We start from the raw sequence: 22972 nt of genomic DNA, 5'->3' as shown, positions 1-22972 counted from the left end.
GGCGTGATGCCATACCGATTAACTACGCCACAGGCAGCTTCCACTTTTTTTCATGATCAAATCCAGCCGCTGCTCATGGGCTATCAGTTCCTCATCACCGGCATACACAACCGTCAGTGATGAGGCTGGGCGAGTAATTCGCTGAATACTTTCACTTTGCGCCACCTGTTGCTGGTTTTCCCCTTCGCTGGAGAAGGCAAGAGATGTTTGCCCACCGGTCATCGCCAGATAGACTTCAGCCAGTATTTCGGCATCAAGCAATGCGCCGTGCAGCGTACGCTTGCTGTTATCTATCAGGTAACGGTCACACAACGCATCAAGGTTGTTACGCTTGCCGGGAAACAGGCGGCGCGCCATCAACAGGCTATCAGTGATAGTGCAGAAAGTTTCTGTTTTCGGAATATCGCGTCCCAGCAACCGGAACTCGTAATCCATGAAACCGATATCAAAGGTCGCGTTATGAATGACTAACTCAGCGCCGCGAATGAAGGCGAGAAAATCATCCGCAACCTCGGCATAGGTCGGTTTGTCAACCAGAAACTCATCGCTGATACCATGAACATTATACGCTTCAGGATCAACCAACCGGTCTGGCTTAAGGTAAACATGGAAGTGACGACCAGTCAGGCGGCGATTGACCACCTCAACTGCACCAATTTCAATGATCTTATGTCCTTCATAGTGCACCCCCAGTTTGTTCATACCGGTGGTTTCTGTATCAAGAACGATTTGACGTGTAATTCCAGTGCTCATCGGTTTCGTTTATGTCAGACTTGTGCTTTTGAACAAGAGTCTACCAGAGATGCGAAAACAGGTAGAGATTTTCACCGATGGTTCTTGCCTCGGAAATCCTGGCCCCGGTGGTTATGGAGCCTTGCTGCGTTACAAACAGCATGAAAAAGCCTTGAGCGCGGGCTATCACCTGACAACCAATAACCGTATGGAGTTAATGGCGGCCATCGTCGCGCTCGAGACACTCACTACCCCCTGTGATGTCACACTCAGCACCGATAGCCAATATGTACGCCAGGGGATTACCCAGTGGATCCATAACTGGAAAAAGCGTGGCTGGAAAACCACAGAGAAAAAACCCGTAAAGAATGTGGATCTCTGGCAACGCCTGGACGATGCCATTCAACGTCACACCCTGAACTGGCTATGGGTCAAAGGCCATGCTGGTCACCCGGAAAATGAACGCTGCGATGAACTGGCTCGCCAGGCGGCAGGTGCACCAACACTTGATGACACAGGATATCAGCCAGAATGAGGACAACCGGCATCAAACCGCCGTTTGTCACTTATCCTGACGCGGATGGTAACTCTTCATCACGCCCAAGGGGCGATGTAATGATGACTGACGCAATCGGGCTTTCATGGGCGTCATCGTCAACGGAATAGTGCGTTTGCGAGCGACAATCAAGCTCAGGCATCCCAGAAAGGGTAACGTGTTATTCCACTGCCCCTGATCAGGCACTCGCCACGGTAGCACCTGTAAGCTGCCGTGATACAACACTTCATAATTGAGCAAACTTAGCCAATCCATCACTCGCATCTGGCTAAACATCCGGCTGCAATAAGGCTGGCGCTTGCGTATTCCCGGTAGCAAGCGCCCGAGCCCAATCAGGCTGACTGGGTTAAATCCACTCAAAATCATCCACCCATCGTTAATCAATATGCGATCAACCTCGCGGATAACACGATGTGGGTCTGATGAATACGACAAAACATGGGCAAGCAGGCAGGCATCGACTGATTTTTCGGCAAACGGAAGCTGACAGGGACTGGCAATAACATGAGCATCATGAAGCATCTGGCCAACATTAATTTGATGTGGGATCGTACACATCTGACTATCAACCGCATAACTCAATGCGCCAATCTTCAACAAGTGAAAACCGAAGATCTTACTCCACCATGGGACCAGCGACTCGTTTAAGGTATGCCGATAGTGCTCTCCCCAGGGAATATGTTCCCATGAATCGGGCGTCACTATTTTTTGAGATATTTGTGCTGGTTTCATGTTCTGGTATCTTCCTCGGCTAAGTGCAAAGACATGCAAGAATGAGGATGCATCATGAATCTTATCAGCGTTTCTGCCTTTCAGGACAATTACATCTGGCTGCTGGTCAATGATGACCCGGCTGAGCGCCGCTCAGGGCAAAAACCTTGTGTGATTGTAGACCCGGGTGACGCCGCACCGGTGCTACATGCGTTGAAACAGCATCAGTTATTTCCATGCGCCATTTTATTGACTCATCATCATCACGATCACACCGGTGGTGTTCAGCAGTTAGCCACGCATTATCCTGACAGCAAAATTTATGGCCCGCAGGAAACTCAACGCTGTGGCGCAACACATATCATACAGGAGGGGGATATCATCAGCGTGGCTGGACTGAAATTTTCTATTTTTTCTATTCCAGGACACACGGCTGGCCATGTTGCCTACTATAGCGCCCCTTACCTATTCTGTGGCGATACGCTATTTTCTGCCGGGTGTGGTCGCATTTTTGAAGGCACAGCACAGCAGATGTTCGAATCGTTACTCCGTCTGGCGGATTTACCCGATGAAACCCAGATATGCTGTGCTCATGAATACACATTATCCAATCTGGAGTTCGCTCATCACGTTTGGCCTGAAAACACTGAAATTCACGATTATCTACTAAAAATCAGGCAATTACGTACAAAAGGAGAAACATCACTTCCCTCAACACTGGGGCTGGAACGAAAAATAAATATTTTTTTACGTTACCATGACACTGATTTAAAAAGAAAATTGTCCATTAACTCAGAAACCAAGGGCGATTGGCAAATTTTTGCACACTTACGCACAATGAAAGACCTCTTCTGACGGTTTTTGTTGTACTGAATGGCCAATCAAAGTATTATTGTCTGTCTTTTAAGCAACTATTGACACAGATATGAAGACTAAAGCGATTATCGTCGCCTCGGTCTTGCTGTCCGGTTGCCAGGTGGCTAACGACACCTCACAATCCAAACAGCATGCACAGAGTCTGTCTTCGGCAGGTCAAGGTGAAGCAGGAAAGTACACAGATGGTCGAGAGACCGGCGCGCGGTGGTTGGATGACGACAGCATCGCGCAACGAGATCTGTGGAACTTCATTGGCGACGAGCTGAAGATGGAGGTTCCGGAAAACACCCGGATCCGCGAGCAAAAACAGCGTTACCTGAAAAATAAGAGCTATCTCCACGATGTAACATTACGGGCAGAGCCGTACATGTACTGGATAGTCGAGCAGATTAAAGCACGTAAGATGCCGATGGAACTAGTACTACTACCCATAGTGGAGAGCGCTTTTGACCCAAACGCCAGATCGTCTGCCAATGCCGTAGGGCTTTGGCAAATCGTTCCTGGCACCGGGCGTAATTATGGGTTGAAACATACCCAATGGTATGACGGGCGTCGTGATGTGGTTGCATCTACGACGGCTGCATTGGACATCATGCAGCGCCTGAACCGCATGTTTGATGGCGATTGGTTACTCACGATCGCAGCATACAATGGGGGTGAAGGCCGGATCATGCAGGCTGTTAAAGCGAATAAAGCAAAAGGTCGCCCCACCAATTACTGGGCACTGGCGCTACCTTATGAGACGTCAACGTATGTTCCTAAAATGTTGGCCCTCAGCGATATTCTAAAAAACAGCAAAAAATACGGTATTGATCTGCCCAAATCAAATGAAGGTCGTGCTCTGGCGCGGGTTGATTTAGGTCAGCAGATGGAGTTAACTCAGGCCGCAGAGCTGGCAGGCTTGTCTGTTACCAGGCTCAAGAGCTACAACTCGGGTTATACCCGTAATGTGACAGATCCAAATGGTCCACATTACATTATGGTACCCAAGTCTCATGTGGGACAGTTGAAAGGCTCTTTGGCTGAAACTGACATAGCAGACATTCAACCAGCTAAAACGGTACAACCCAAAACGGCCGTTCGCGCTACAGAATATAAGGTACGTGTGGGTGATACGTTGTCCAGTATTGCAAAGCGCATGAATGTTCGTGCTCAAGACTTACAAAACTGGAACCATCTTAAAGGTAGTGCACTGAAAGTAGGGCAGACGTTACAAGTTGCTAAATCCATTACACCGGCACTTCCCGGTATAGCGGGTAGTAACAAACAGAACCCGATTGTTTATCAGGTTCGCAAGGGCGACTCGCTTGCCAGTATTGCAAAACGTCATGGCGTAAACATCAATGACGTAATGCGCTGGAATACAGTGATGAAGGATAACAATATCCAGCCAGGCGATCGATTGACGCTCTTCGTTACACGCAGAGAGTCTCCCGGCTCCTGATTAGCACAGTGAAAAATCACCGATAGTTTGTCACGGCAACGCATCAGACTATCGGTATACCCTGTCAGGGATTATCCTCGACAGGGTTCTCCTCCTGCCATCATGTTGTATCACATACCATCCCCCAACTTCTGGATTACGCGACTCGCCTGATAGCACAGAGCTATTTAGGTGAAGGGATACGCTGCGTACTCATGGCAAAAAGCATTTGCCTAAAGTGAGGACATATCAAATTCAACCAACAAGGGGTTATGATCTGAAGCCTCCGTAGCGAATACGGATGCACCAGCCACATCCAGTTCCCTGTAGAAGACAAAATCCAGTGGACGACCAAATGTTCGTCGTCTCTGGTCATCAGAAAACATCACCTCTTTCAGCGCCATGCAATGAGCAAATCGGTACAATGCACTCACCCGCTGTTGGCTCCAGGCATTAAAATCCCCAGCCATAATAACCGGGCCATGATGTTGAGCTAATTGTTCACCAACACGGCTAAGCTGCTTTTTATATGATTCAACACCCAGACTAAAATTCACCGCATGAATATTAACCACCATAAGCAAGCGTTTATCACTCAATGAATAAACAGTGATAAGTGCCGATTTTGACAACCGAATCAATGGCTCTCGCTCTCGCAATGGGAAACAGTACATCGGCTGCGCATTGGACAACGTCATCACCCCAGAAGGATGCTCGGGCAGAATAAAGGCTGGAACTTGCTCTGTTGAAAGATAATGTGTTGTTGCAAAACGAATCAGTTCGGGGGTGGATTGTGCTTCTTGTAACAAGACTAATTGAGCATTGTGACTGAATGCTTTCAATACAGAAAGCCAATTGGTTCGTTGTTGCTTAAAAATATTCCAAACCATAACCCGCAGTACATCGGCTGAGGGAATTAACGGAGTCAAAGAGAACGATGGCTGATTTAAATAGTGCATTGTCTGAGGTGGCAAGACTCTCTCTGCTGGTTGCCCGGCAACATACCTCATTGCATAGGTTTTTTTGCGCACATCATTCCCGCTATATCCAATGTCCTGTTCATGTTATAGGGATTTTTTTTGTAAGTTTCAAGATATTGCCACTATCAGAACAAGGGCATTGAGACAGAACGGGATAGAAAACCATTTCCCATGCACATTGATAACATATGCAAAAAAGCCCTGAGCTTATACTCAGGGCTTGATTAGTTGGCGGTGCGGACGGGACTCGAACCCGCGACCCCCGGCGTGACAGGCCGGTATTCTAACCGACTGAACTACCGCACCACCGATTCTGTATGTCATCAGAGAGGTCATTCTGATAACCGGTGCTTTCTTACACCACAATTTGATGCCTGGCAGTTCCCTACTCTCGCATGGGGAGACCCCACACTACCATCGGCGCTACGGTGTTTCACTTCTGAGTTCGGCATGGGGTCAGGTGGGACCACCGCGCTGTCGCCGCCAGGCAAATTCTTCTACTTCGCCGAACTTTAACCATAACTAGACTGGTGCTGATACCCAGAGTCGAACTGGGGACCTCACCCTTACCAAGGGTGCGCTCTACCAACTGAGCCATATCAGCACACACAATTTGATGCCTGGCAGTTCCCTACTCTCGCATGGGGAGACCCCACACTACCATCGGCGCTACGGCGTTTCACTTCTGAGTTCGGCATGGGGTCAGGTGGGACCACCGCGCTGTCGCCGCCAGGCAAATTCGTTTCATTCCGGCCGTCATGCTCCGCTTTCGCTTACACACAACCACCCGAACCAATCTCTGAACAAGCTGAATCTCTTCTTTCCGTCTCTCTAAAACACCTTCGGTGTTGTAAGGTTAAGCCTCTCGGGTCATTAGTACTGGTTAGCTCAACGCATCGCTGCGCTTACACACCCAGCCTATCAACGTCTTCGTCTTAAACGTCCCTTCAGGGGAATCAAGTTCCCAGGGAAGACTCATCTCGGGGCAAGTTTCCCGCTTAGATGCTTTCAGCGGTTATCTCTTCCGCACGTAGCTACCGGGCAGTGCCATTGGCATGACAACCCGAACACCAGTGGTGCGTTCACTCCGGTCCTCTCGTACTAGGAGCAACCCCCCTCAATCTTCCAACGCCCACGGCAGATAGGGACCGAACTGTCTCACGACGTTCTAAACCCAGCTCGCGTACCACTTTAAATGGCGAACAGCCATACCCTTGGGACCTACTTCAGCCCCAGGATGTGATGAGCCGACATCGAGGTGCCAAACACCGCCGTCGATATGAACTCTTGGGCGGTATCAGCCTGTTATCCCCGGAGTACCTTTTATCCGTTGAGCGATGGCCCTTCCATTCAGAACCACCGGATCACTAAGACCTGCTTTCGCACCTGCTCGAGCCGTCACTCTCGCAGTCAAGCTAGCTTATGCCTTTGCACTAACCTCCTGATGTCCGACCAGGATTAGCTAACCTTCGTGCTCCTCCGTTACTCTTTGGGAGGAGACCGCCCCAGTCAAACTACCCACCAGACACTGTCCCCAGTCCGGATTACGGACCCAGGTTAGAACATCAAACATTAAAGGGTGGTATTTCAAGGTCGGCTCCATGCAGACTGGCGTCCACACTTCAAAGCCTCCCACCTATCCTACACATCAAGGCTCAAGGTTCAGTGTCAAGCTATAGTAAAGGTTCACGGGGTCTTTCCGTCTTGCCGCGGGTACACTGCATCTTCACAGCGAGTTCAATTTCACTGAGTCTCGGGTGGAGACAGCCTGGCCATCATTACGCCATTCGTGCAGGTCGGAACTTACCCGACAAGGAATTTCGCTACCTTAGGACCGTTATAGTTACGGCCGCCGTTTACCGGGGCTTCGATCAAGAGCTTCGCCTTGCGGCTGACCCCATCAATTAACCTTCCGGCACCGGGCAGGCGTCACACCGTATACGTCCACTTTCGTGTTTGCACAGTGCTGTGTTTTTATTAAACAGTTGCAGCCAGCTGGTATCTGCGACTCCCGTCAGCTCCGTCCGCGAGGGACTTCACCCACAGGAGCGTGCCTTCTCCCGAAGTTACGGCACCATTTTGCCTAGTTCCTTCACCCGAGTTCTCTCAAGCGCCTGAGTATTCTCTACCTGACCACCTGTGTCGGTTTGGGGTACGATTTAATGTTACCTGATGCTTAGAGGCTTTTCCTGGAAGCAGGGCATCTGTCACTTCAGCACCGTAGTGCCTCGTCATCACGCCTCAGTGTTGACAGCAGACCGGATTTGCCTGGTCCACCCACCTTCACGCTTAAACCGGGACAACCGTCGCCCGGATGACATAGCCTTCTCCGTCCCCCCTTCGCAGTAACACCAAGTACAGGAATATTAACCTGTTTCCCATCGACTACGCTTTTCAGCCTCGCCTTAGGGGTCGACTCACCCTGCCCCGATTAACGTTGGACAGGAACCCTTGGTCTTCCGGCGTGCGGGTTTTTCACCCGCATTATCGTTACTTATGTCAGCATTCGCACTTCTGATACCTCCAGCAGCCCTCACAGGCCACCTTCACAGGCTTACAGAACGCTCCCCTACCCAACAACACATAGTGTCGCTGCCGCAGCTTCGGTGCATGGTTTTAGCCCCGTTACATCTTCCGCGCAGGCCGACTCGACCAGTGAGCTATTACGCTTTCTTTAAATGATGGCTGCTTCTAAGCCAACATCCTGGCTGTCTGGGCCTTCCCACATCGTTTCCCACTTAACCATGACTTTGGGACCTTAGCTGGCGGTCTGGGTTGTTTCCCTCTTCACGACGGACGTTAGCACCCGCCGTGTGTCTCCCGTGATAACATTCTTCGGTATTCGCAGTTTGCATCGGGTTGGTAAGCCGGGATGGCCCCCTAGCCGAAACAGTGCTCTACCCCCGAAGATGAATTCACGAGGCGCTACCTAAATAGCTTTCGGGGAGAACCAGCTATCTCCCGGTTTGATTGGCCTTTCACCCCCAGCCACAAGTCATCCGCTAATTTTTCAACATTAGTCGGTTCGGTCCTCCAGTTAGTGTTACCCAACCTTCAACCTGCCCATGGCTAGATCACCGGGTTTCGGGTCTATACCCTGCAACTTAACGCCCAGTTAAGACTCGGTTTCCCTGCGGCTCCCCTATTCGGTTAACCTTGCTACAGAATATAAGTCGCTGACCCATTATACAAAAGGTACGCAGTCACCCTGATAAATCAAGGCTCCCACTGCTTGTACGTACACGGTTTCAGGTTCTATTTCACTCCCCTCGCCGGGGTTCTTTTCGCCTTTCCCTCACGGTACTGGTTCACTATCGGTCAGTCAGGAGTATTTAGCCTTGGAGGATGGTCCCCCCATGTTCAGACAGGATACCACGTGTCCCGCCCTACTCGTCGAACTCACGGCCTGTGCATCTTCGTGTACGGGACTGTCACCCTGTACCGTGCGCCTTTCCAGACGCTTCCACTGACACACACGCCGATGATGGTTCTGGGCTCCTCCCCGTTCGCTCGCCGCTACTGGGGGAATCTCGGTTGATTTCTTTTCCTCGGGGTACTGAGATGTTTCAGTTCCCCCGGTTCGCCTCACACACCTATGAATTCAGTGTGTGATAGTGTGTCGAAACACACTGGGTTTCCCCATTCGGGTATCGTCGGGTATAACGGCTCATATCGCCTTGCCGACGCTTATCGCAGATTAGCACGCCCTTCATCGCCTCTGACTGCCTAGGCATCCACCGTGTACGCTTAGTCGCTTAACCTCACAACCCGAAGGTGTTTCGGGATGCAAGTTTTTGAGAGACTCGAACAACACATGCATTCTCATACACATGCTGTCGTTTCAATTTTTCAGCTTGTTCCAGATTGTTAAAGAGCAAGATAACGTAAACCTGACTATTGCTAATCAGCTTTAGGTTATCTTCGGGATATCCCTGACCGTGACTTTCACTCACCTGTCTTGTCATTGGCGTCCCCTAGGGGATTCGAACCCCTGTTACCGCCGTGAAAGGGCGGTGTCCTGGGCCTCTAGACGAAGGGGACATCTCTTGTCAGCTTCGCAAGACGCTTTTGACTCTTTTACTTCATCAGACAATCTGTGTGGACACCACGCAGGCTCTTCACTCGGTAAGGAGGTGATCCAACCGCAGGTTCCCCTACGGTTACCTTGTTACGACTTCACCCCAGTCATGAATCACAAAGTGGTAAGCGCCCTCCCGAAGGTTAAGCTACCTACTTCTTTTGCAACCCACTCCCATGGTGTGACGGGCGGTGTGTACAAGGCCCGGGAACGTATTCACCGTAGCATTCTGATCTACGATTACTAGCGATTCCGACTTCATGGAGTCGAGTTGCAGACTCCAATCCGGACTACGACGTACTTTATGAGGTCCGCTTGCTCTCGCGAGGTCGCTTCTCTTTGTATACGCCATTGTAGCACGTGTGTAGCCCTACTCGTAAGGGCCATGATGACTTGACGTCATCCCCACCTTCCTCCGGTTTATCACCGGCAGTCTCCCCTGAGTTCCCACCCGAAGTGCTGGCAACAGAGGATAAGGGTTGCGCTCGTTGCGGGACTTAACCCAACATTTCACAACACGAGCTGACGACAGCCATGCAGCACCTGTCTCAGCGTTCCCGAAGGCACCCTCGTATCTCTACAAGGTTCGCTGGATGTCAAGAGTAGGTAAGGTTCTTCGCGTTGCATCGAATTAAACCACATGCTCCACCGCTTGTGCGGGCCCCCGTCAATTCATTTGAGTTTTAACCTTGCGGCCGTACTCCCCAGGCGGTCGATTTAACGCGTTAGCTCCGGAAGCCACGCCTCAAGGGCACAACCTCCAAATCGACATCGTTTACAGCGTGGACTACCAGGGTATCTAATCCTGTTTGCTCCCCACGCTTTCGCACCTGAGCGTCAGTCTTCGTCCAGGGGGCCGCCTTCGCCACCGGTATTCCTCCAGATCTCTACGCATTTCACCGCTACACCTGGAATTCTACCCCCCTCTACGAGACTCTAGCCTGTCAGTTTTGAATGCAGTTCCCAGGTTAAGCCCGGGGATTTCACATCCAACTTAACAGACCGCCTGCGTGCGCTTTACGCCCAGTCATTCCGATTAACGCTTGCACCCTCCGTATTACCGCGGCTGCTGGCACGGAGTTAGCCGGTGCTTCTTCTGCGGGTAACGTCAATGAACAGACGTATTAAGCCTGTTCCCTTCCTCCCCGCTGAAAGTGCTTTACAACCCGAAGGCCTTCTTCACACACGCGGCATGGCTGCATCAGGCTTGCGCCCATTGTGCAATATTCCCCACTGCTGCCTCCCGTAGGAGTCTGGACCGTGTCTCAGTTCCAGTGTGGCTGGTCATCCTCTCAGACCAGCTAGGGATCGTCGCCTAGGTGAGCCTTTACCCCACCTACTAGCTAATCCCATCTGGGCACATCCGATGGCAAGAGGCCCGAAGGTCCCCCTCTTTGGTCCGAAGACGTTATGCGGTATTAGCTACCGTTTCCAGTAGTTATCCCCCTCCATCAGGCAGTTTCCCAGACATTACTCACCCGTCCGCCGCTCGTCACCCAGGGAGCAAGCTCCCTTGTGCTACCGCCCGACTTGCATGTGTTAGGCCTGCCGCCAGCGTTCAATCTGAGCCATGATCAAACTCTTCAATTTAAGTTTGATTGTGTTTTCCGAAGAAAACGGTGCTCAAAGAATTTACTGTTATTTCGTAATGAATTAACTGTTGTCACTCTTCAAGACTTTCACAAAAGTTTTTTGCGAAGTGTCCTGCGAGTGCCCACACAGATTGTCTGATTAATTGTTAAAGAGCAGTGCGACCGGCCTGAGCCTGCTGTCGCGAGGTGGCGTATACTACGCTTTCCTCATGAAGAGTCAACGCTTTTTTTCGTTTCTTCTTCGCTGACACCGCGTTGCGTTACCGCTGTTGCCGTGTCAGTGGAGGCGCATTATAGGGACTTCCTGCGGGCTGACAAGCCCTAATTGCAAAAAAAATCACAACAGCTCACTTATCATCCATAACCAGTAATTATCGATTAATAAACAAGCCGGTTGACTATAAAAAAACCGAAAGCCAGCGGTAGCTGGATTTCGGTTATCAGTAGAACTCACCTATATTCACTGGTGTGCAACGATATTATCGTGCTCGACTTCCAGTGTGATCGGTTTGCCGGGGAGTAAAATGCCTGACAAGATCTGCTGCGCCAGCGGGTTTTCTATCATCTGCTGGATAGCGCGCTTCAGTGGACGAGCACCATATACGGGGTCGAAACCTGACTTACCGAGCAACGCCAGAGCTGCATCAGAGATTGACAATGTATAACCACGCGCCTCCATTCTCTGGTAAAGACGCTGTAATTGGATCTGGGCAATGGATGCAATGTGACCTTGGCCTAATGGATGGAACACGACGACTTCATCAATACGGTTAATGAACTCTGGGCGGAAATGATGGCTGACAACATTCAACACTGTATCACGCATCTGGCTATAATTCATTTCACCAAACCGCTCTTGAATCAGGTCTGAACCCAGGTTAGACGTCATGATAACCACCGTATTGCGAAAATCCACCGTGCGGCCTTGCCCGTCAGTCAAGCGCCCGTCGTCCAACACCTGCAACAGAATGTTAAACACATCAGGGTGCGCTTTTTCTGCCTCATCCAGCAAGATGACAGAATAAGGACGACGACGCACCGCTTCCGTCAAATACCCCCCTTCTTCATAACCAACGTATCCCGGGGGGGCACCAACAAGACGGGAGACCGAATGTTTTTCCATAAACTCGGACATATCAATACGCACCATAGCTTCATCGCTGTCAAACAGGAATGAGGCCAGCGTTTTGCACAGTTCCGTTTTGCCAACCCCGGTAGGCCCCAAAAACAGAAATGACCCAATAGGGCGATTGGGATCAGAGAGCCCAGCCCGACTGCGACGAATAGAATTGGCAACAGCTTCCACGGCTTCATTCTGCCCAATGACGCGCTGGTGTAGCTCCTGCTCCATACGCAGCAATTTTTCCCGTTCGCTTTCCAGCATCCGTGACACCGGAATGCCGGTCCAGCGCGCAAGGACTTCGGCAATCTCAGCATCCGTTACCCGATTACGCAGAAGGTGCATGGTTTTGCCTTCAGTCTGTGTGGCAGCCGCGAGTTGTTTTTCCAGCTCAGGGATTTTGCCATACTGCAATTCCGACATTCGGCCTAAATCCCCTTGCCGCCGGGCCTGCTCCAGAGAGAGTTTTGCCTGTTCCAGTGCCGCTTTAATATTTTGCGTACCCGTCAGCGACGCTTTTTCTGCTTTCCACTCTTCTTCCAGTTTCGAGTATTCGCGTTCTTTCTGCTCCAGCTCAGTGTTCAGAATATCCAGACGTTTGAGACTGGCTTCATCCGACTCTTTCTTTAACGCCTGCTGTTCGAGTTTCAGTTGGATAATCCGGCGCTCAAGGCGGTCCAACGGTTCTGGTTTAGAATCGATCTGCATACGGATACTGGAGGCAGCTTCATCAATTAGATCAATGGCTTTGTCCGGTAGTTTGCGATCGGAAATATAGCGATGTGACAACATGGCTGCGGCAACAATTGCCGGATCGGTGATTTGCACATGATGATGCAGCTCGTAGCGCTCTTTCAGCCCACGCAGAATAGCAATGGTATCTTCAACGGTCGGTTCGGCGACAAACACTTTCTGAAAACGTCGCTCAAGGGCGGCATCTTTCTCAATATATTGCCGATACTCATCAAGCGTAGTTGCGCCTACACAATGTAACTCGCCGCGCGCCAATGCGGGCTTGAGCATATTCCCCGCATCCATCGCGCCATCAGCCTTACCGGCCCCCACCATCGTATGCAGTTCGTCGATAAAGAGAATGACATTGCCTTCCTGTTTGGAAAGGTCGTTCAGAACGCCTTTCAGGCGCTCTTCAAACTCACCGCGATATTTGGCACCTGCCACTAATGCTCCCATATCAAGCGCCAGCACACGTTTATTCTTGAGCCCTTCAGGAACTTCACCATTCACGATACGCTGTGCCAGCCCTTCGACAATCGCGGTTTTCCCAACGCCGGGCTCGCCAATCAAAACCGGATTGTTTTTGGTTCTGCGTTGCAATACCTGAATCGTACGGCGGATTTCTTCGTCACGACCAATAACCGGATCCAGCTTGCCTTGTTCAGCCCGCTCAGTCAGATCAATGGTGAATTTTTTCAGCGCCTGACGGCTATCTTCAGCACTCTGATCATTAACCTGCTGCCCGCCGCGAACTTGCTCAATAGCCTGAATGACGCTCTGCTGCGTAGCGCCTGCATTCTTTAACAAATCCGCCAGCGCACTGCGCGATTCAAATACCGCCAGCACAAATAATTCAGAAGAAATGAAAGTGTCGCCCTTTTTCTGCGCCAGTTTGTCGCAGAGATTAAGCATCCGCAGCAACTCGCTGGGAGGGCTGTACATCCCCCCCGTCCCTTCTACCTGAGGTAAGCGGCTAATAGCCTGATCAATTTCATGTTTAAGACGGCTAACATTCGCCCCGGCAGCCGTTAACAGCGGACGGACGGTGCCCCCTTCCTGACCCAAAAGAGAACTCATCAAATGAAGCGGTTCGATAAATTGATGGTCCCGGCCAAGGGCGAGAGATTGGGCATCAGCGAGAGCAAGCTGGAATTTGTGGGTAAGACGATCCAGACGCATAACTCCTCCCATACATACTGGTCAAAATTGCTACTGGAGATTAAATGAGGTCATCCCTCAAAAATTCAAGATTATTTTGCCAGTAATAATAGGAGGAAAAACGTTAATCCCTCCGGATCGCCTTAATTCAATAGGTTATATCAGCCAGATTAAAGTTGCCATACGTCCGGTCGTTCTATCTCGACGGTAAGAGAAAAAACGCTCGCGCTCACTGACCGTGCACGCATCACCACCAAACACGCGGCTAACCCCTGCTGCCTGTAAGCGCAGACGCGCTAACTGATAAATATCGGCGAGGAATTTACCATTATGCGCAACGAAAGCGCAATCCGCAGCGGGATCAACATGGATAAAAGCCTCCCGGACTTCAGCGCCTACCTCAAACTGCAATGGCCCGATAGCAGGCCCCATCCATGCCATAATATCTGCCGGGCTGGCACGAAAATGACATAACGTTTTCTCAAGCACGCCTGCCTGTAACCCGCGCCAGCCAGCATGTGCTGCGGCAACTTCCTTACCATCGGATGAGCAGAATAACACCGGTAAACAATCTGCGGTCATCACGGCACACACCTGACCTCTGCGACGGGTATAAACAGCATCACCTGTCAATGATTCAGGCGGCTCTGCGTCAAGATTGATGACCTGCGTGCCATGCACCTGATTAAGCCAGTAGGGCATCGCCGGTAATGCAGCTCTGCTGACCAGCAGTCGCCGGTTTTCCTGTACGCTTTCGGGATTATCACCCACATGAGCACCAAGATTGAACGCGTCATAAGGTGCATGACTGACACCGCCAATACGCGTGGTGCTACATGCCATCACTGTCTGTGGCGCGGGCCAATCAGGCGTTAACAGCGGGTTATCAAACGGCATAACATCACCAGTCAAGTTGATCTTTAAATGCCTCTGTATCCGCCTTGAGTGCATTAATCAGGCAGACCATATCCTGTGGCAGAGGCGCATGCCACTCCATTTGGATGCCACTGATAGGGTGATACAAGCGCAACATGGTGGCATGCAAGGCTTGTCGGTCAAAGTTGCGCAGCGCCTCGATAAATTCGGCGGACGCGCCTTTTGGCAAACGCGGGCGGCCACCATACAGAGGATCCCCCACCAAGGGATGGTTAATGTGCGCCATATGCACACGAATCTGATGCGTTCTGCCGGTTTCGAGCCGCAGGCGCAGGCGGGTGTGTGCACGGAAATGCTCCATGATGCGATAATGCGTAACGGCAGGCTTCCCCATTGGGTGCACCGACATATGCGTACGTTTGGTGGAATGACGCGCAATCGGCTCATCTACCGTACCACCGGCGGTCATGGTACCAATCGCGACCGCTTCATATTCGCGTGTAATCTCGCGTGCCTGCAATGCTTCCACCAATCGGGTCTGAGCGGGAACCGTTTTGGCAACCACCATCAACCCGGTGGTGTCTTTATCCAGGCGATGCACAATACCGGCGCGTGGCACATCGGCAATCGCCGGGTAATGATGCAACAGCGCGTTGAGTACCGTGCCATCCGGGTTGCCTGCTCCGGGGTGCACAACCAAATCACGCGGTTTGTTAATCACCAGGATATCGTCGTCTTCATACACAATATCCAGTTCAATATGCTGCGCTTCCCAGCGTTCTTCTTCTTCAATCAAGGCATCAATGGCGACAGATTCCCCGCCAAGCACTTTCTCTTTTGGTCTATCGACCATATTGCCGTTAATCTGTACGCGTTGATCCAGAATCCACGTTTTTATGCGAGAACGAGAATAATCAGGGAACAATTCGGCTAAAGCCTGATCTAAACGTTGTCCGAGCTGAGATTCGGCCACCGTCGCGGTGAGTTGTACTTGTTGGGACATAGTATGTTGCTTCTTATTAACGTTGGGTTTTAACGGCGACGCCGTTTAAAATAATGTACCATTGTAGCTGGTCTTAATCGGGAGCTTAACGGACAGTTTCCCGGAAACACACTCTGAGGATAATCAAATCGTCATGAAGCGTATGAAATACCTGGTGGCTGCTGCCACGTTGAGCCTGACGCTGGCTGGTTGCTCCAATTCCAAAGATGCGGTTCCCGACCGTCCACCATCAGAACTGTATGCCACTGCACAGCAAAAACTACAGGATGGCAACTTTAAGGCAGCCATCACGCAGTTGGAAGCACTGGATAACCGTTATCCGTTTGGGCCTTACGCCCAGCAGGTTCAGTTAGACCTTATCTATGCGTATTACAAATCCTCCGAGCTGCCGTTAGCTCAGGCATCCATTGACCGGTTTATACGCCTCAATCCAACGCATCCAAATGTCGATTACGTCCTGTATATGCGCGGGCTAACCAACATGGCGCAGGACGAAAGCGCATTACAAAATTTCTTTGGTGTTGACCGCTCAGACCGTGATCCCCAGTATTCACGCGCGGCTTTCAAAGCCTTTAGTCAGCTACTTCAGAGCTACCCGAACAGCCAGTACTCAACTGACGCCAGCAAGCGTCTGGCGTTCCTGAAAGAAAGACTGGCCAAGTATGAGCTTTCTGTCGCGCAGTATTATACGAAACGCGGTGCTTATGTTGCCGTGGTCAACCGTGTAGAGCAAATGTTGAAGGATTATCCTGACACCCAAGCGACGCGTGTTGCGCTACCGTTGATGGAAAGAGCCTATAAGGAACTCCAGTTAACCGCGCAGGCAGATAAGGTTGCCAAAATTATCGCGGCAAACCCTTCCTGATAAAGACCTCGGCGTTTTGACGTAAGACGGCAGCTTCGGTTGCCGTTTTTTTATGTCCCCGCTTTCTGTCTGCCACGGCTTTTGGTGCAATTTGTATCCAATACATCTGGTAGATAATGGCACAGCCATAACCAGGCGACAAGCCTAGGCTAGCGGTTCCCGAATACGCCTCACAAATCAATTCAGATGACGGAAAAGTGACCAGAAAAGGTGATCAAAATCACCCACTTTGTATCGACTCGGGGTATGCTGAAATCACCAAAGACGGAAAAGGCAGAGAGGTAAGTTTTTATGACTATCAACATTACCAGCAAGCAAATGGATATTACTCCCGCAATACGTCAGCATGTCGAAGACCGTCTCAGCAAACTGGATAAGTGGCAAGCCAATCTAATTAATCCGCACATAGTTCTGTCTAAGGAACCACAAGGGTTCGTTGTAGATGCAACCATTGGCACCCCCAATGGCCCGCTGGTGGCTACGGCAAAGCATGACGATATGTATGCCGCCGTTAATGAACTGATTGCCAAACTTGAGCGGCAGTTGAATAAAGTCCAGCATAAGGCTGAAGCACGCCGTGCTGATAGCGGCATTAAAGATGTGAACCTCCAGGCATCAGAAGAGTAAAAATCGATTAATAACCGACTCTGAGTGTTGCCTGAAACGCGCCGCAAGGCGCGTTTTCTATAAAACCCCCCACGGTATCTCTGCTATCAGACCATTTCGACCGGCAACGCACCGATTTTGTATTGACAGGGTGAAAAGGCAACAGTTACTTTAAATGGCCATCTGACAAGGAAACCCGCAAACATGGCGTTCAGAGTGTTTTTCTTCGTATTTTTCTTTACTCTCCCCAATGCGGGGGGCATTTTGTCGTGTGAGTAAAAATACAAAGACGAACAAAAAAAGCCCCCTCACTCAGGGGGCTTTTTTTATTGGACAGCCAACAGGTAGACATTATGACCGATAACCCATTACTGGCGTTGCGCGAACGTATTACTGCATTAGATATGCAACTCATCGAACTACTGGCGCAACGCCGCGCTTTAGCGCTGGATGTGGCTCATGCCAAACAGCACACACACCGCCCAATCCGTGATAAGGATCGCGAGCGGGATTTACTGTCCTATCTGGTCGAAGAGGGTAAAAAACATCATCTTGACGGCCATTATGTTACCCGCCTGTTCCAGTTGATTATTGAAGACTCCGTACTGACCCAACAGGCGCTGTTGCAGCACCACCTTAACCCCGGAGCGTCACATTCTGCCCGCATTGCCTTTCTTGGCCCCAAAGGTTCGTATTCCCATCTGGCCGCACGTCAGTATGCCGCGCGGCATTTTGAACAGATGGTTGAATGTGGTTGCCAGCGTTTTCAGGATATCGTCAATCTTGTGGAAACCGGCCAGGCTGACTATGCCGTGTTACCTATCGAAAACACCAGTTCCGGCTCTATTAATGAGGTTTATGACCTATTGCAACATACCAGTTTGTCACTTGTTGGCGAGCTGACCAACCCTATCGATCATTGTGTACTCGTTGCAGCAGACACCACGCTTGACCAAATCCAAACCGTTTATAGTCATCCGCAACCATTCCAGCAATGCAGCAATTTCATTAACCACTTCCCCCATTGGCGCATTGAATATTGTGAAAGCACCGCGGCGGCCATGGCAAAAGTCGCAGAGATTAACTCGCCCCATGCTGCCGCGCTAGGCAGTGAGGCAGGCGGCATGCTCTACCAGCTACAGGTACTGGAGCATAATCTGGCCAACCAGGCACAGAACATTACCCGCTTTATCGTGCTGGCCCGTAAACCGATTGATGTGACTGAGCAGGTTCCCGCCAAAACTACGCTGTTAATGGCAACCGGACAGCAATCCGGCGCACTGGTTGAAGCATTGCTGGTATTGCGTGAACACAACATCGTCATGACCAAGCTGGAGTCACGGCCAATACACGGAAATCCATGGGAAGAGATGTTTTATATTGATGTGCAGGCTAATCTGCGCAATGAAAATACCCGTAAAGCCATACAAGAACTGGCGGCTATCACCCGTTCTCTCAAAGTATTAGGTTGCTACCCTAGCGAAAATGTCATCCCGGTGAATCCCGAGTAAACTTTACCAGTAGCATCATGGTGTTGCACCAAAAACGCCATGATGCTAAACCCGCCAGTCTACCTTCAAGTGCAAACAACAAAAAAGCCACCGCGTATTACACAGGTGGCTTAGATCCGCTGATAGCAGTGAGTTACTGGCGAATATCGTTCGCCTGACGTAGCAACGTGCGGCTCTCAGCCATAAAGCGACGAGCATAATCACCAAACCAGTGCTCAACCTTTTTAAAGCTGCTGACAAACGCTGCCTTATCACCACTCTCCAGTAGCGAAATCGCTTCACCAAAACGCTGATAATAACGCTTAATTAATGCCAGATTATCCGCTGATGACATAATGATATCCGCGTAAAGCTGAGGGTCTTGTGCAAACAAGCGCCCAATCATCGCCAGCTCAAGCCGGTAGATGGGCGAAGAAAGCGCCAGCAATTGCTCCAGCTGTACATTTTCCTCAGCTAAATGAACGCCATAGGCAAACGTGGCAAAGTGACGCAACGCCTGAATAAATGCCATGTTCTGATCATGCTCAACGGCACTGGTGCGATGTAATCTCGCGCCCCAAACCTGAATCTGCTCCAGGAGCCACTGATAAGCCTCCGGCTGCCGACCATCACAATACACAACAACCTGCTTGGCAAGGCTGCCGATATCCGGGCCAAACATGGGATGCAAGCCTACAACAGGCCCATGATGCGCCGCCAGCATGGCCTGTAATGGGCCGTTCTTTACCGAAGCCAAGTCCACCAGAATGCAATCATCCGGCAGGCGGGGAAGACGGGCTATCACCTGTTCTGTGATATGAATCGGTACACTGACAATCACCATGCCGGCATCTGCCAGCAGCATTTCTGCCTGAGGCCAGTCTTCAGGCTCCAGAATACGTACCTGGTAACCCGATAACGTTAACATTCGGTCAAACAGTTTCCCCATCTGACCTCGGCCACCGACGATAACGACAGGGCGTAAAGACGGATATAACGTTTTAAACCCCTTGTCATTTTCACTGGCATACGACTCCCGCATCACGCGGCGCAGGACATCTTCTATCAAATCGGGAGGAACCCCCAGCGCCTGCGCCTCTTCGCGTCGTGAACTCAACATCGCAGCTTCCCGATCAGGCGCATAAATAGGCAGACCATAACGGCTTTTTACTTCACCGACCTCAGCCACCAGGCGTAACCGGCGCGACAACAAAGCCAGCAATGCCTTGTCTACCTCGTCAATCTGATCTCGCAATGCGGTCAGTTCAGCGACCATCGATTCTTCTCCTTACTGATTGGTGCTTAGTGCACTGAGTTCCTGATGAACTGAGCGCAGCAATGTCTCTGTACTTTCCCAACTGATGCAGGCGTCGGTCACCGATACCCCGTAGCGCATCTCAGAGCGTGGCTGCTCTGAAGATTGATTGCCCTCGTGGATGTGACTTTCCAGCATCAAGCCTATGATGGAACGGTTGCCTGCCTTAATTTGCTCAAGCGCAGACTCAACAACCAGCGGCTGCCGACGATAATCTTTGTTCGAATTACCGTGGCTACAATCTATCATTAGGGCCGGATTCAGTCCCGCATCACGCATCTGTTTTTCACATTCCGCGACATGCTCAGGGCCGTAGTTCGGTTTTTTACCGCCACGTAAAATGACGTGCCCGTCCGGGTTGCCCTGGGTTTGTAACAGGCAAACCTGACCACTCTGATTAATGCCAACAAAACGGTGTGGCATTGATGCCGCTTTCATTGCATTAATCGCCGTTCCCAGGCTGCCATCCGTACCATTTTTGAAACCGACCGGCATTGATAAACCAGATGCCATTTCGCGGTGCGTTTGCGACTCCGTGGTTCTGGCACCAATTGCCGACCAACTGAACAAGTCACCCAGATACTGCGGGCTATTAGGATCTAACGCTTCAGTCGCCAGCGGTAATCCCATATTGACCAGCTTGACCAGCAAGTCGCGGGCAATATGTAGCCCCGCTTCCACATCAAAGGAACCATCCATATAAGGATCATTAATCAGGCCTTTCCAGCCGACAGTGGTACGAGGTTTCTCAAAATAGACACGCATAACAATATATAGCCGGTCGCTCAACTCGGCAGACAAGGATTTCAGGCGACGCGCATACTCCAGTGCAGCATCGGTATCATGGATGGAGCACGGCCCGCACACCACCAGCAAGCGCCGGTCATTACCATGGATGATATCGGCAATGGTTTGACGCGATAACGCAATCGCCTGTTGTTCCGGCTCATTGAGTGGAAACTTGGCTTTCAATTCATCCGGGGTAATCAGTACCTGTTCGTCACTGATGTGAATGTTATTGAGCGTGTCTTTTTGCATGATGACAGTCCTGTATATTCCTTTGGTATGAGAGCGATGACGTCACATTGGGTGACAGCTTCACACCTTAACATAAGGCGTAAATTTATCAACCCACATATGTAAAGAAAAAACACCACTAACAGTATGCAAAACAGGGTGAAAAGCGCACGTAGAATGCCAAAAACCTCACACAAAAAACACTCCCGGAAGACAAGAATACAAATCTTTTTTAATAAAATCATTAAATTAAAAAAAACCCAAAAGTGAGTAGATGTTAGGTTGTCCTCTTCGCAAATAAGTAGTGTAAAATTAAATATACACCACGTATACCAGGCAACGAAATCCTTGTCTTCATGAACGCAAGTAGAGGCTCACGCTCAACAGAGGATCAGTGCGCTGTAGTTCATGATGAGTAAGAAGATTGAAATTATTAAAGAAAAATGGAATATCGCGTAATATCTGAAACCTTACGCCAATCAGTGATCGTTCCAGAAAGGAGCAACCATGACAAAGGTGATGGTTTTGACAGCATTGATATTATCACTTACAGGCTGCCAGACAGCCCCTGACATCACATGCAATAACGATGGCAACCGTTTCTGGTACGAAGCCGGTTACAACGATGCCACCAGCGGGGCTATCGTTAAAGATAATGAAACATTATCCGAATGGTCTGGCAGACCGGAAATTGATCGCCATGCTTACCTGGCAGGATATCGCGCCGGACAAATGGAGTTATGTCATACAGACACTTTGGCAAACTGGGGCAGTTCAGGAAAACCGTTCCCTTCGGGATGCGATAGCGTACAGGATACTGAAAAATTAAGGAAAATATGGCAATCTGCTATTGATCAAACGCATATATCAGCCAAAAGCTAATACGCTAAAATCACGCGCCCCTTGCTTTGTGATACACATTTTATTGATTAAGGAATAAACATAAATGAAAAAAACACTGGGACTGGCTACGCTGTTAATTATTCTTCCGCTGACTTCTCTGGCGGCTCCCGCCGGGTTTGTTGACCCATTAACGTTCAAAGGATCTGAAGCAGAAAAGGCCTCTGTCATTAAGTATATTCAGACGCGTGTTCAGAATGAAATGAAAGTGACCGGAATGAACAATGCCTCAACGGCCAGAATGATGGAAGAAAGCAACCTGCAAGCCTTTAAAACCCTCACCAGCGCGGAGAGTAAAGATACGCTTAAGAAGGTGATTGATAACTACTGCAACCGCATCGATATGTGTGGCTATGCAACACTGAAACTCATGTACGAGAAAGAGTTGAAAGACAGCAAAAAATCACTGAGCTGGTAATCTACTACACGCCGTAAAGACACTGACAGAGCCCTATGGCCGAACGATGTTAACCGTCAACAGACTCGTTGACGCTCACCACGATACTATTGGTTTTATTGCTCACAAAATAGTAAGGGGCGGCCAATGCCACCCCTTATTCGCTTTCGGATGTTGCGAAAGCCGCTATTAGTTAAGACGCTCTTTAATACGAGCAGCCTTACCAGTACGCTCACGCAGGTAGTACAGTTTGGCTTTACGTACAGCACCACGGCGCTTAACGGTAATGCTGTCCACTACCGGAGAGTGCGTCTGGAATACGCGCTCAACACCTTCGCCGTTAGAAATTTTGCGAACAGTGAATGCAGAGTGCAGACCGCGGTTACGAATTGCGATAACCACGCCCTCGAATGCCTGCAGACGTTTTTTGGAACCTTCAACGACCCATACCTTCACTTCCACGGTGTCACCCGGACGGAATGCAGGTACGTCTTGCTTCATCTGCTCTTGTTCAAGCTGCTTAATAATGTTGCTCATAATAT

At 50.2% G+C, this 22972-nt stretch carries 17 protein-coding genes, 3 tRNA genes, 4 rRNA genes and 1 other annotated feature; of the genes, 8 read left to right on the top strand and 16 right to left on the bottom strand.

Annotation, left to right across the window (positions count from 1 at the left end; all coding sequences use genetic code 11):
• Positions 1-18 precede the first annotated feature (18 nt).
• On the bottom strand, positions 19-753 hold the full coding sequence (gene dnaQ, locus DAQ1742_RS04525) for a DNA polymerase III subunit epsilon (protein WP_035343705.1): 735 nt from the start codon (positions 751-753) through the stop codon (positions 19-21).
• Here dnaQ and rnhA point away from each other — a divergent pair.
• Complete coding sequence (gene rnhA, locus DAQ1742_RS04520) at positions 740-1267, top strand: ribonuclease HI (protein ID WP_180706313.1); 528 nt, start codon at positions 740-742, stop codon at positions 1265-1267. The two genes, dnaQ and rnhA, sit on opposite strands and share 14 nt — an antisense overlap.
• Positions 1268-1294: 27 nt before the next feature.
• On the opposite strand, the gene DAQ1742_RS04515 is transcribed toward rnhA, so the two are convergent.
• The gene (locus tag DAQ1742_RS04515) at positions 1295-2020 is read right to left on the bottom strand and encodes a class I SAM-dependent methyltransferase (RefSeq protein ID WP_035343709.1); all 726 of its coding nucleotides are present in this window, start codon (positions 2018-2020) and stop codon (positions 1295-1297) included.
• A gap of 54 nt (positions 2021-2074) precedes the next feature.
• Here DAQ1742_RS04515 and gloB point away from each other — a divergent pair, with 54 nt between their 5' ends.
• Positions 2075-2854, top strand: a complete 780-nt coding sequence (gloB, locus tag DAQ1742_RS04510; RefSeq protein ID WP_067487273.1) for a hydroxyacylglutathione hydrolase — start codon at positions 2075-2077, stop codon at positions 2852-2854.
• Between the two features lie 70 nt (positions 2855-2924).
• A complete protein-coding gene (gene mltD / locus DAQ1742_RS04505; protein WP_035343711.1) occupies positions 2925-4319 on the top strand; it encodes a murein transglycosylase D in 1395 nt (464 codons plus the stop codon).
• 212 nt (positions 4320-4531) lie between these two features.
• Here the strand turns inward: mltD and DAQ1742_RS04500 are convergent, their stop codons facing one another.
• The 11 genes from DAQ1742_RS04500 to rluD all read right to left on the bottom strand — a co-directional run bounded on the left by DAQ1742_RS04500 (position 4532) and on the right by rluD (position 15840).
• The gene (locus tag DAQ1742_RS04500; RefSeq protein ID WP_071604106.1) at positions 4532-5329 is read right to left on the bottom strand and encodes an endonuclease/exonuclease/phosphatase family protein; all 798 of its coding nucleotides are present in this window, start codon (positions 5327-5329) and stop codon (positions 4532-4534) included.
• 178 nt (positions 5330-5507) lie between these two features.
• Positions 5508-5584, bottom strand: a tRNA-Asp gene (locus tag DAQ1742_RS04495).
• A gap of 66 nt (positions 5585-5650) precedes the next feature.
• A 5S ribosomal RNA gene (gene rrf / locus DAQ1742_RS04490) occupies positions 5651-5766 on the bottom strand.
• 40 nt (positions 5767-5806) lie between these two features.
• Positions 5807-5882: transfer RNA gene (locus DAQ1742_RS04485), tRNA-Thr, on the bottom strand.
• Between the two features lie 14 nt (positions 5883-5896).
• Positions 5897-6012, bottom strand: a 5S ribosomal RNA gene (gene rrf / locus DAQ1742_RS04480).
• Positions 6013-6130: 118 nt separating this feature from the next.
• Positions 6131-9039 (bottom strand): 23S ribosomal RNA (locus tag DAQ1742_RS04475).
• Positions 9040-9243: 204 nt separating this feature from the next.
• A tRNA-Glu gene (locus tag DAQ1742_RS04470) sits at positions 9244-9319 on the bottom strand.
• An 85-nt stretch (positions 9320-9404) separates the two neighbouring features.
• Positions 9405-10946, bottom strand: a 16S ribosomal RNA gene (locus tag DAQ1742_RS04465).
• The 16S, 23S and 5S rRNA genes sit together here with 3 tRNA genes alongside, the layout of an rRNA operon.
• A gap of 462 nt (positions 10947-11408) precedes the next feature.
• Positions 11409-13982: an ATP-dependent chaperone ClpB gene (gene clpB / locus DAQ1742_RS04460; RefSeq protein ID WP_180706239.1), complete on the bottom strand. Its 2574-nt coding sequence runs from the start codon at positions 13980-13982 to the stop codon at positions 11409-11411.
• A 135-nt stretch (positions 13983-14117) separates the two neighbouring features.
• Positions 14118-14858: a purine nucleoside phosphorylase YfiH gene (yfiH, locus tag DAQ1742_RS04455; RefSeq protein ID WP_035340214.1), complete on the bottom strand. Its 741-nt coding sequence runs from the start codon at positions 14856-14858 to the stop codon at positions 14118-14120.
• Between the two features lie 4 nt (positions 14859-14862).
• Positions 14863-15840, bottom strand: coding sequence for a 23S rRNA pseudouridine(1911/1915/1917) synthase RluD (rluD, locus tag DAQ1742_RS04450; protein WP_035340213.1), 978 nt, complete (start codon positions 15838-15840; stop codon positions 14863-14865).
• 133 nt (positions 15841-15973) lie between these two features.
• Here rluD and bamD point away from each other — a divergent pair, with 133 nt between their 5' ends.
• From bamD to pheA, 3 genes are all read left to right on the top strand, one after another.
• Entirely contained in the window at positions 15974-16705 is a 732-nt protein-coding gene (gene bamD / locus DAQ1742_RS04445; RefSeq protein WP_035340211.1) for an outer membrane protein assembly factor BamD, read from the top strand.
• 291 nt (positions 16706-16996) lie between these two features.
• Positions 16997-17332: a ribosome-associated translation inhibitor RaiA gene (raiA, locus tag DAQ1742_RS04440; protein ID WP_035340209.1), complete on the top strand. Its 336-nt coding sequence runs from the start codon at positions 16997-16999 to the stop codon at positions 17330-17332.
• A 182-nt stretch (positions 17333-17514) separates the two neighbouring features.
• Positions 17515-17641 (top strand) — a sequence feature (Phe leader region).
• A gap of 23 nt (positions 17642-17664) precedes the next feature.
• Positions 17665-18822: a bifunctional chorismate mutase/prephenate dehydratase gene (pheA, locus tag DAQ1742_RS04435; RefSeq protein WP_035340207.1), complete on the top strand. Its 1158-nt coding sequence runs from the start codon at positions 17665-17667 to the stop codon at positions 18820-18822.
• Between the two features lie 133 nt (positions 18823-18955).
• Here pheA and tyrA read toward each other — a convergent pair whose 3' ends face one another.
• A complete protein-coding gene (gene tyrA / locus DAQ1742_RS04430) occupies positions 18956-20077 on the bottom strand; it encodes a bifunctional chorismate mutase/prephenate dehydrogenase (RefSeq protein WP_035340205.1) in 1122 nt (373 codons plus the stop codon).
• A gap of 12 nt (positions 20078-20089) precedes the next feature.
• Positions 20090-21154, bottom strand: coding sequence for a 3-deoxy-7-phosphoheptulonate synthase (locus tag DAQ1742_RS04425; RefSeq protein ID WP_035340203.1), 1065 nt, complete (start codon positions 21152-21154; stop codon positions 20090-20092).
• Positions 21155-21640: 486 nt separating this feature from the next.
• Here DAQ1742_RS04425 and DAQ1742_RS04420 point away from each other — a divergent pair, with 486 nt between their 5' ends.
• Positions 21641-22015 carry a DUF2799 domain-containing protein gene (locus DAQ1742_RS04420; protein WP_067486611.1) on the top strand — a complete coding sequence of 125 codons (375 nt, stop codon included), beginning with the start codon at positions 21641-21643 and terminating at the stop codon, positions 22013-22015.
• Between the two features lie 64 nt (positions 22016-22079).
• Positions 22080-22451: a hypothetical protein gene (locus DAQ1742_RS04415; RefSeq protein ID WP_035340199.1), complete on the top strand. Its 372-nt coding sequence runs from the start codon at positions 22080-22082 to the stop codon at positions 22449-22451.
• A 168-nt stretch (positions 22452-22619) separates the two neighbouring features.
• Here the strand turns inward: DAQ1742_RS04415 and rplS are convergent, their stop codons facing one another.
• Positions 22620-22967: a 50S ribosomal protein L19 gene (gene rplS, locus DAQ1742_RS04410; RefSeq protein ID WP_035340197.1), complete on the bottom strand. Its 348-nt coding sequence runs from the start codon at positions 22965-22967 to the stop codon at positions 22620-22622.
• Between the last annotated feature and the right edge of the window lie 5 nt (positions 22968-22972).

The sequence above is a fragment of the Dickeya aquatica genome, from assembly GCF_900095885.1.
GTDB classification, from domain to species: domain Bacteria; phylum Pseudomonadota; class Gammaproteobacteria; order Enterobacterales; family Enterobacteriaceae; genus Dickeya; species Dickeya aquatica.
This window is presented reverse-complemented; position numbering and strand designations above follow the sequence as displayed.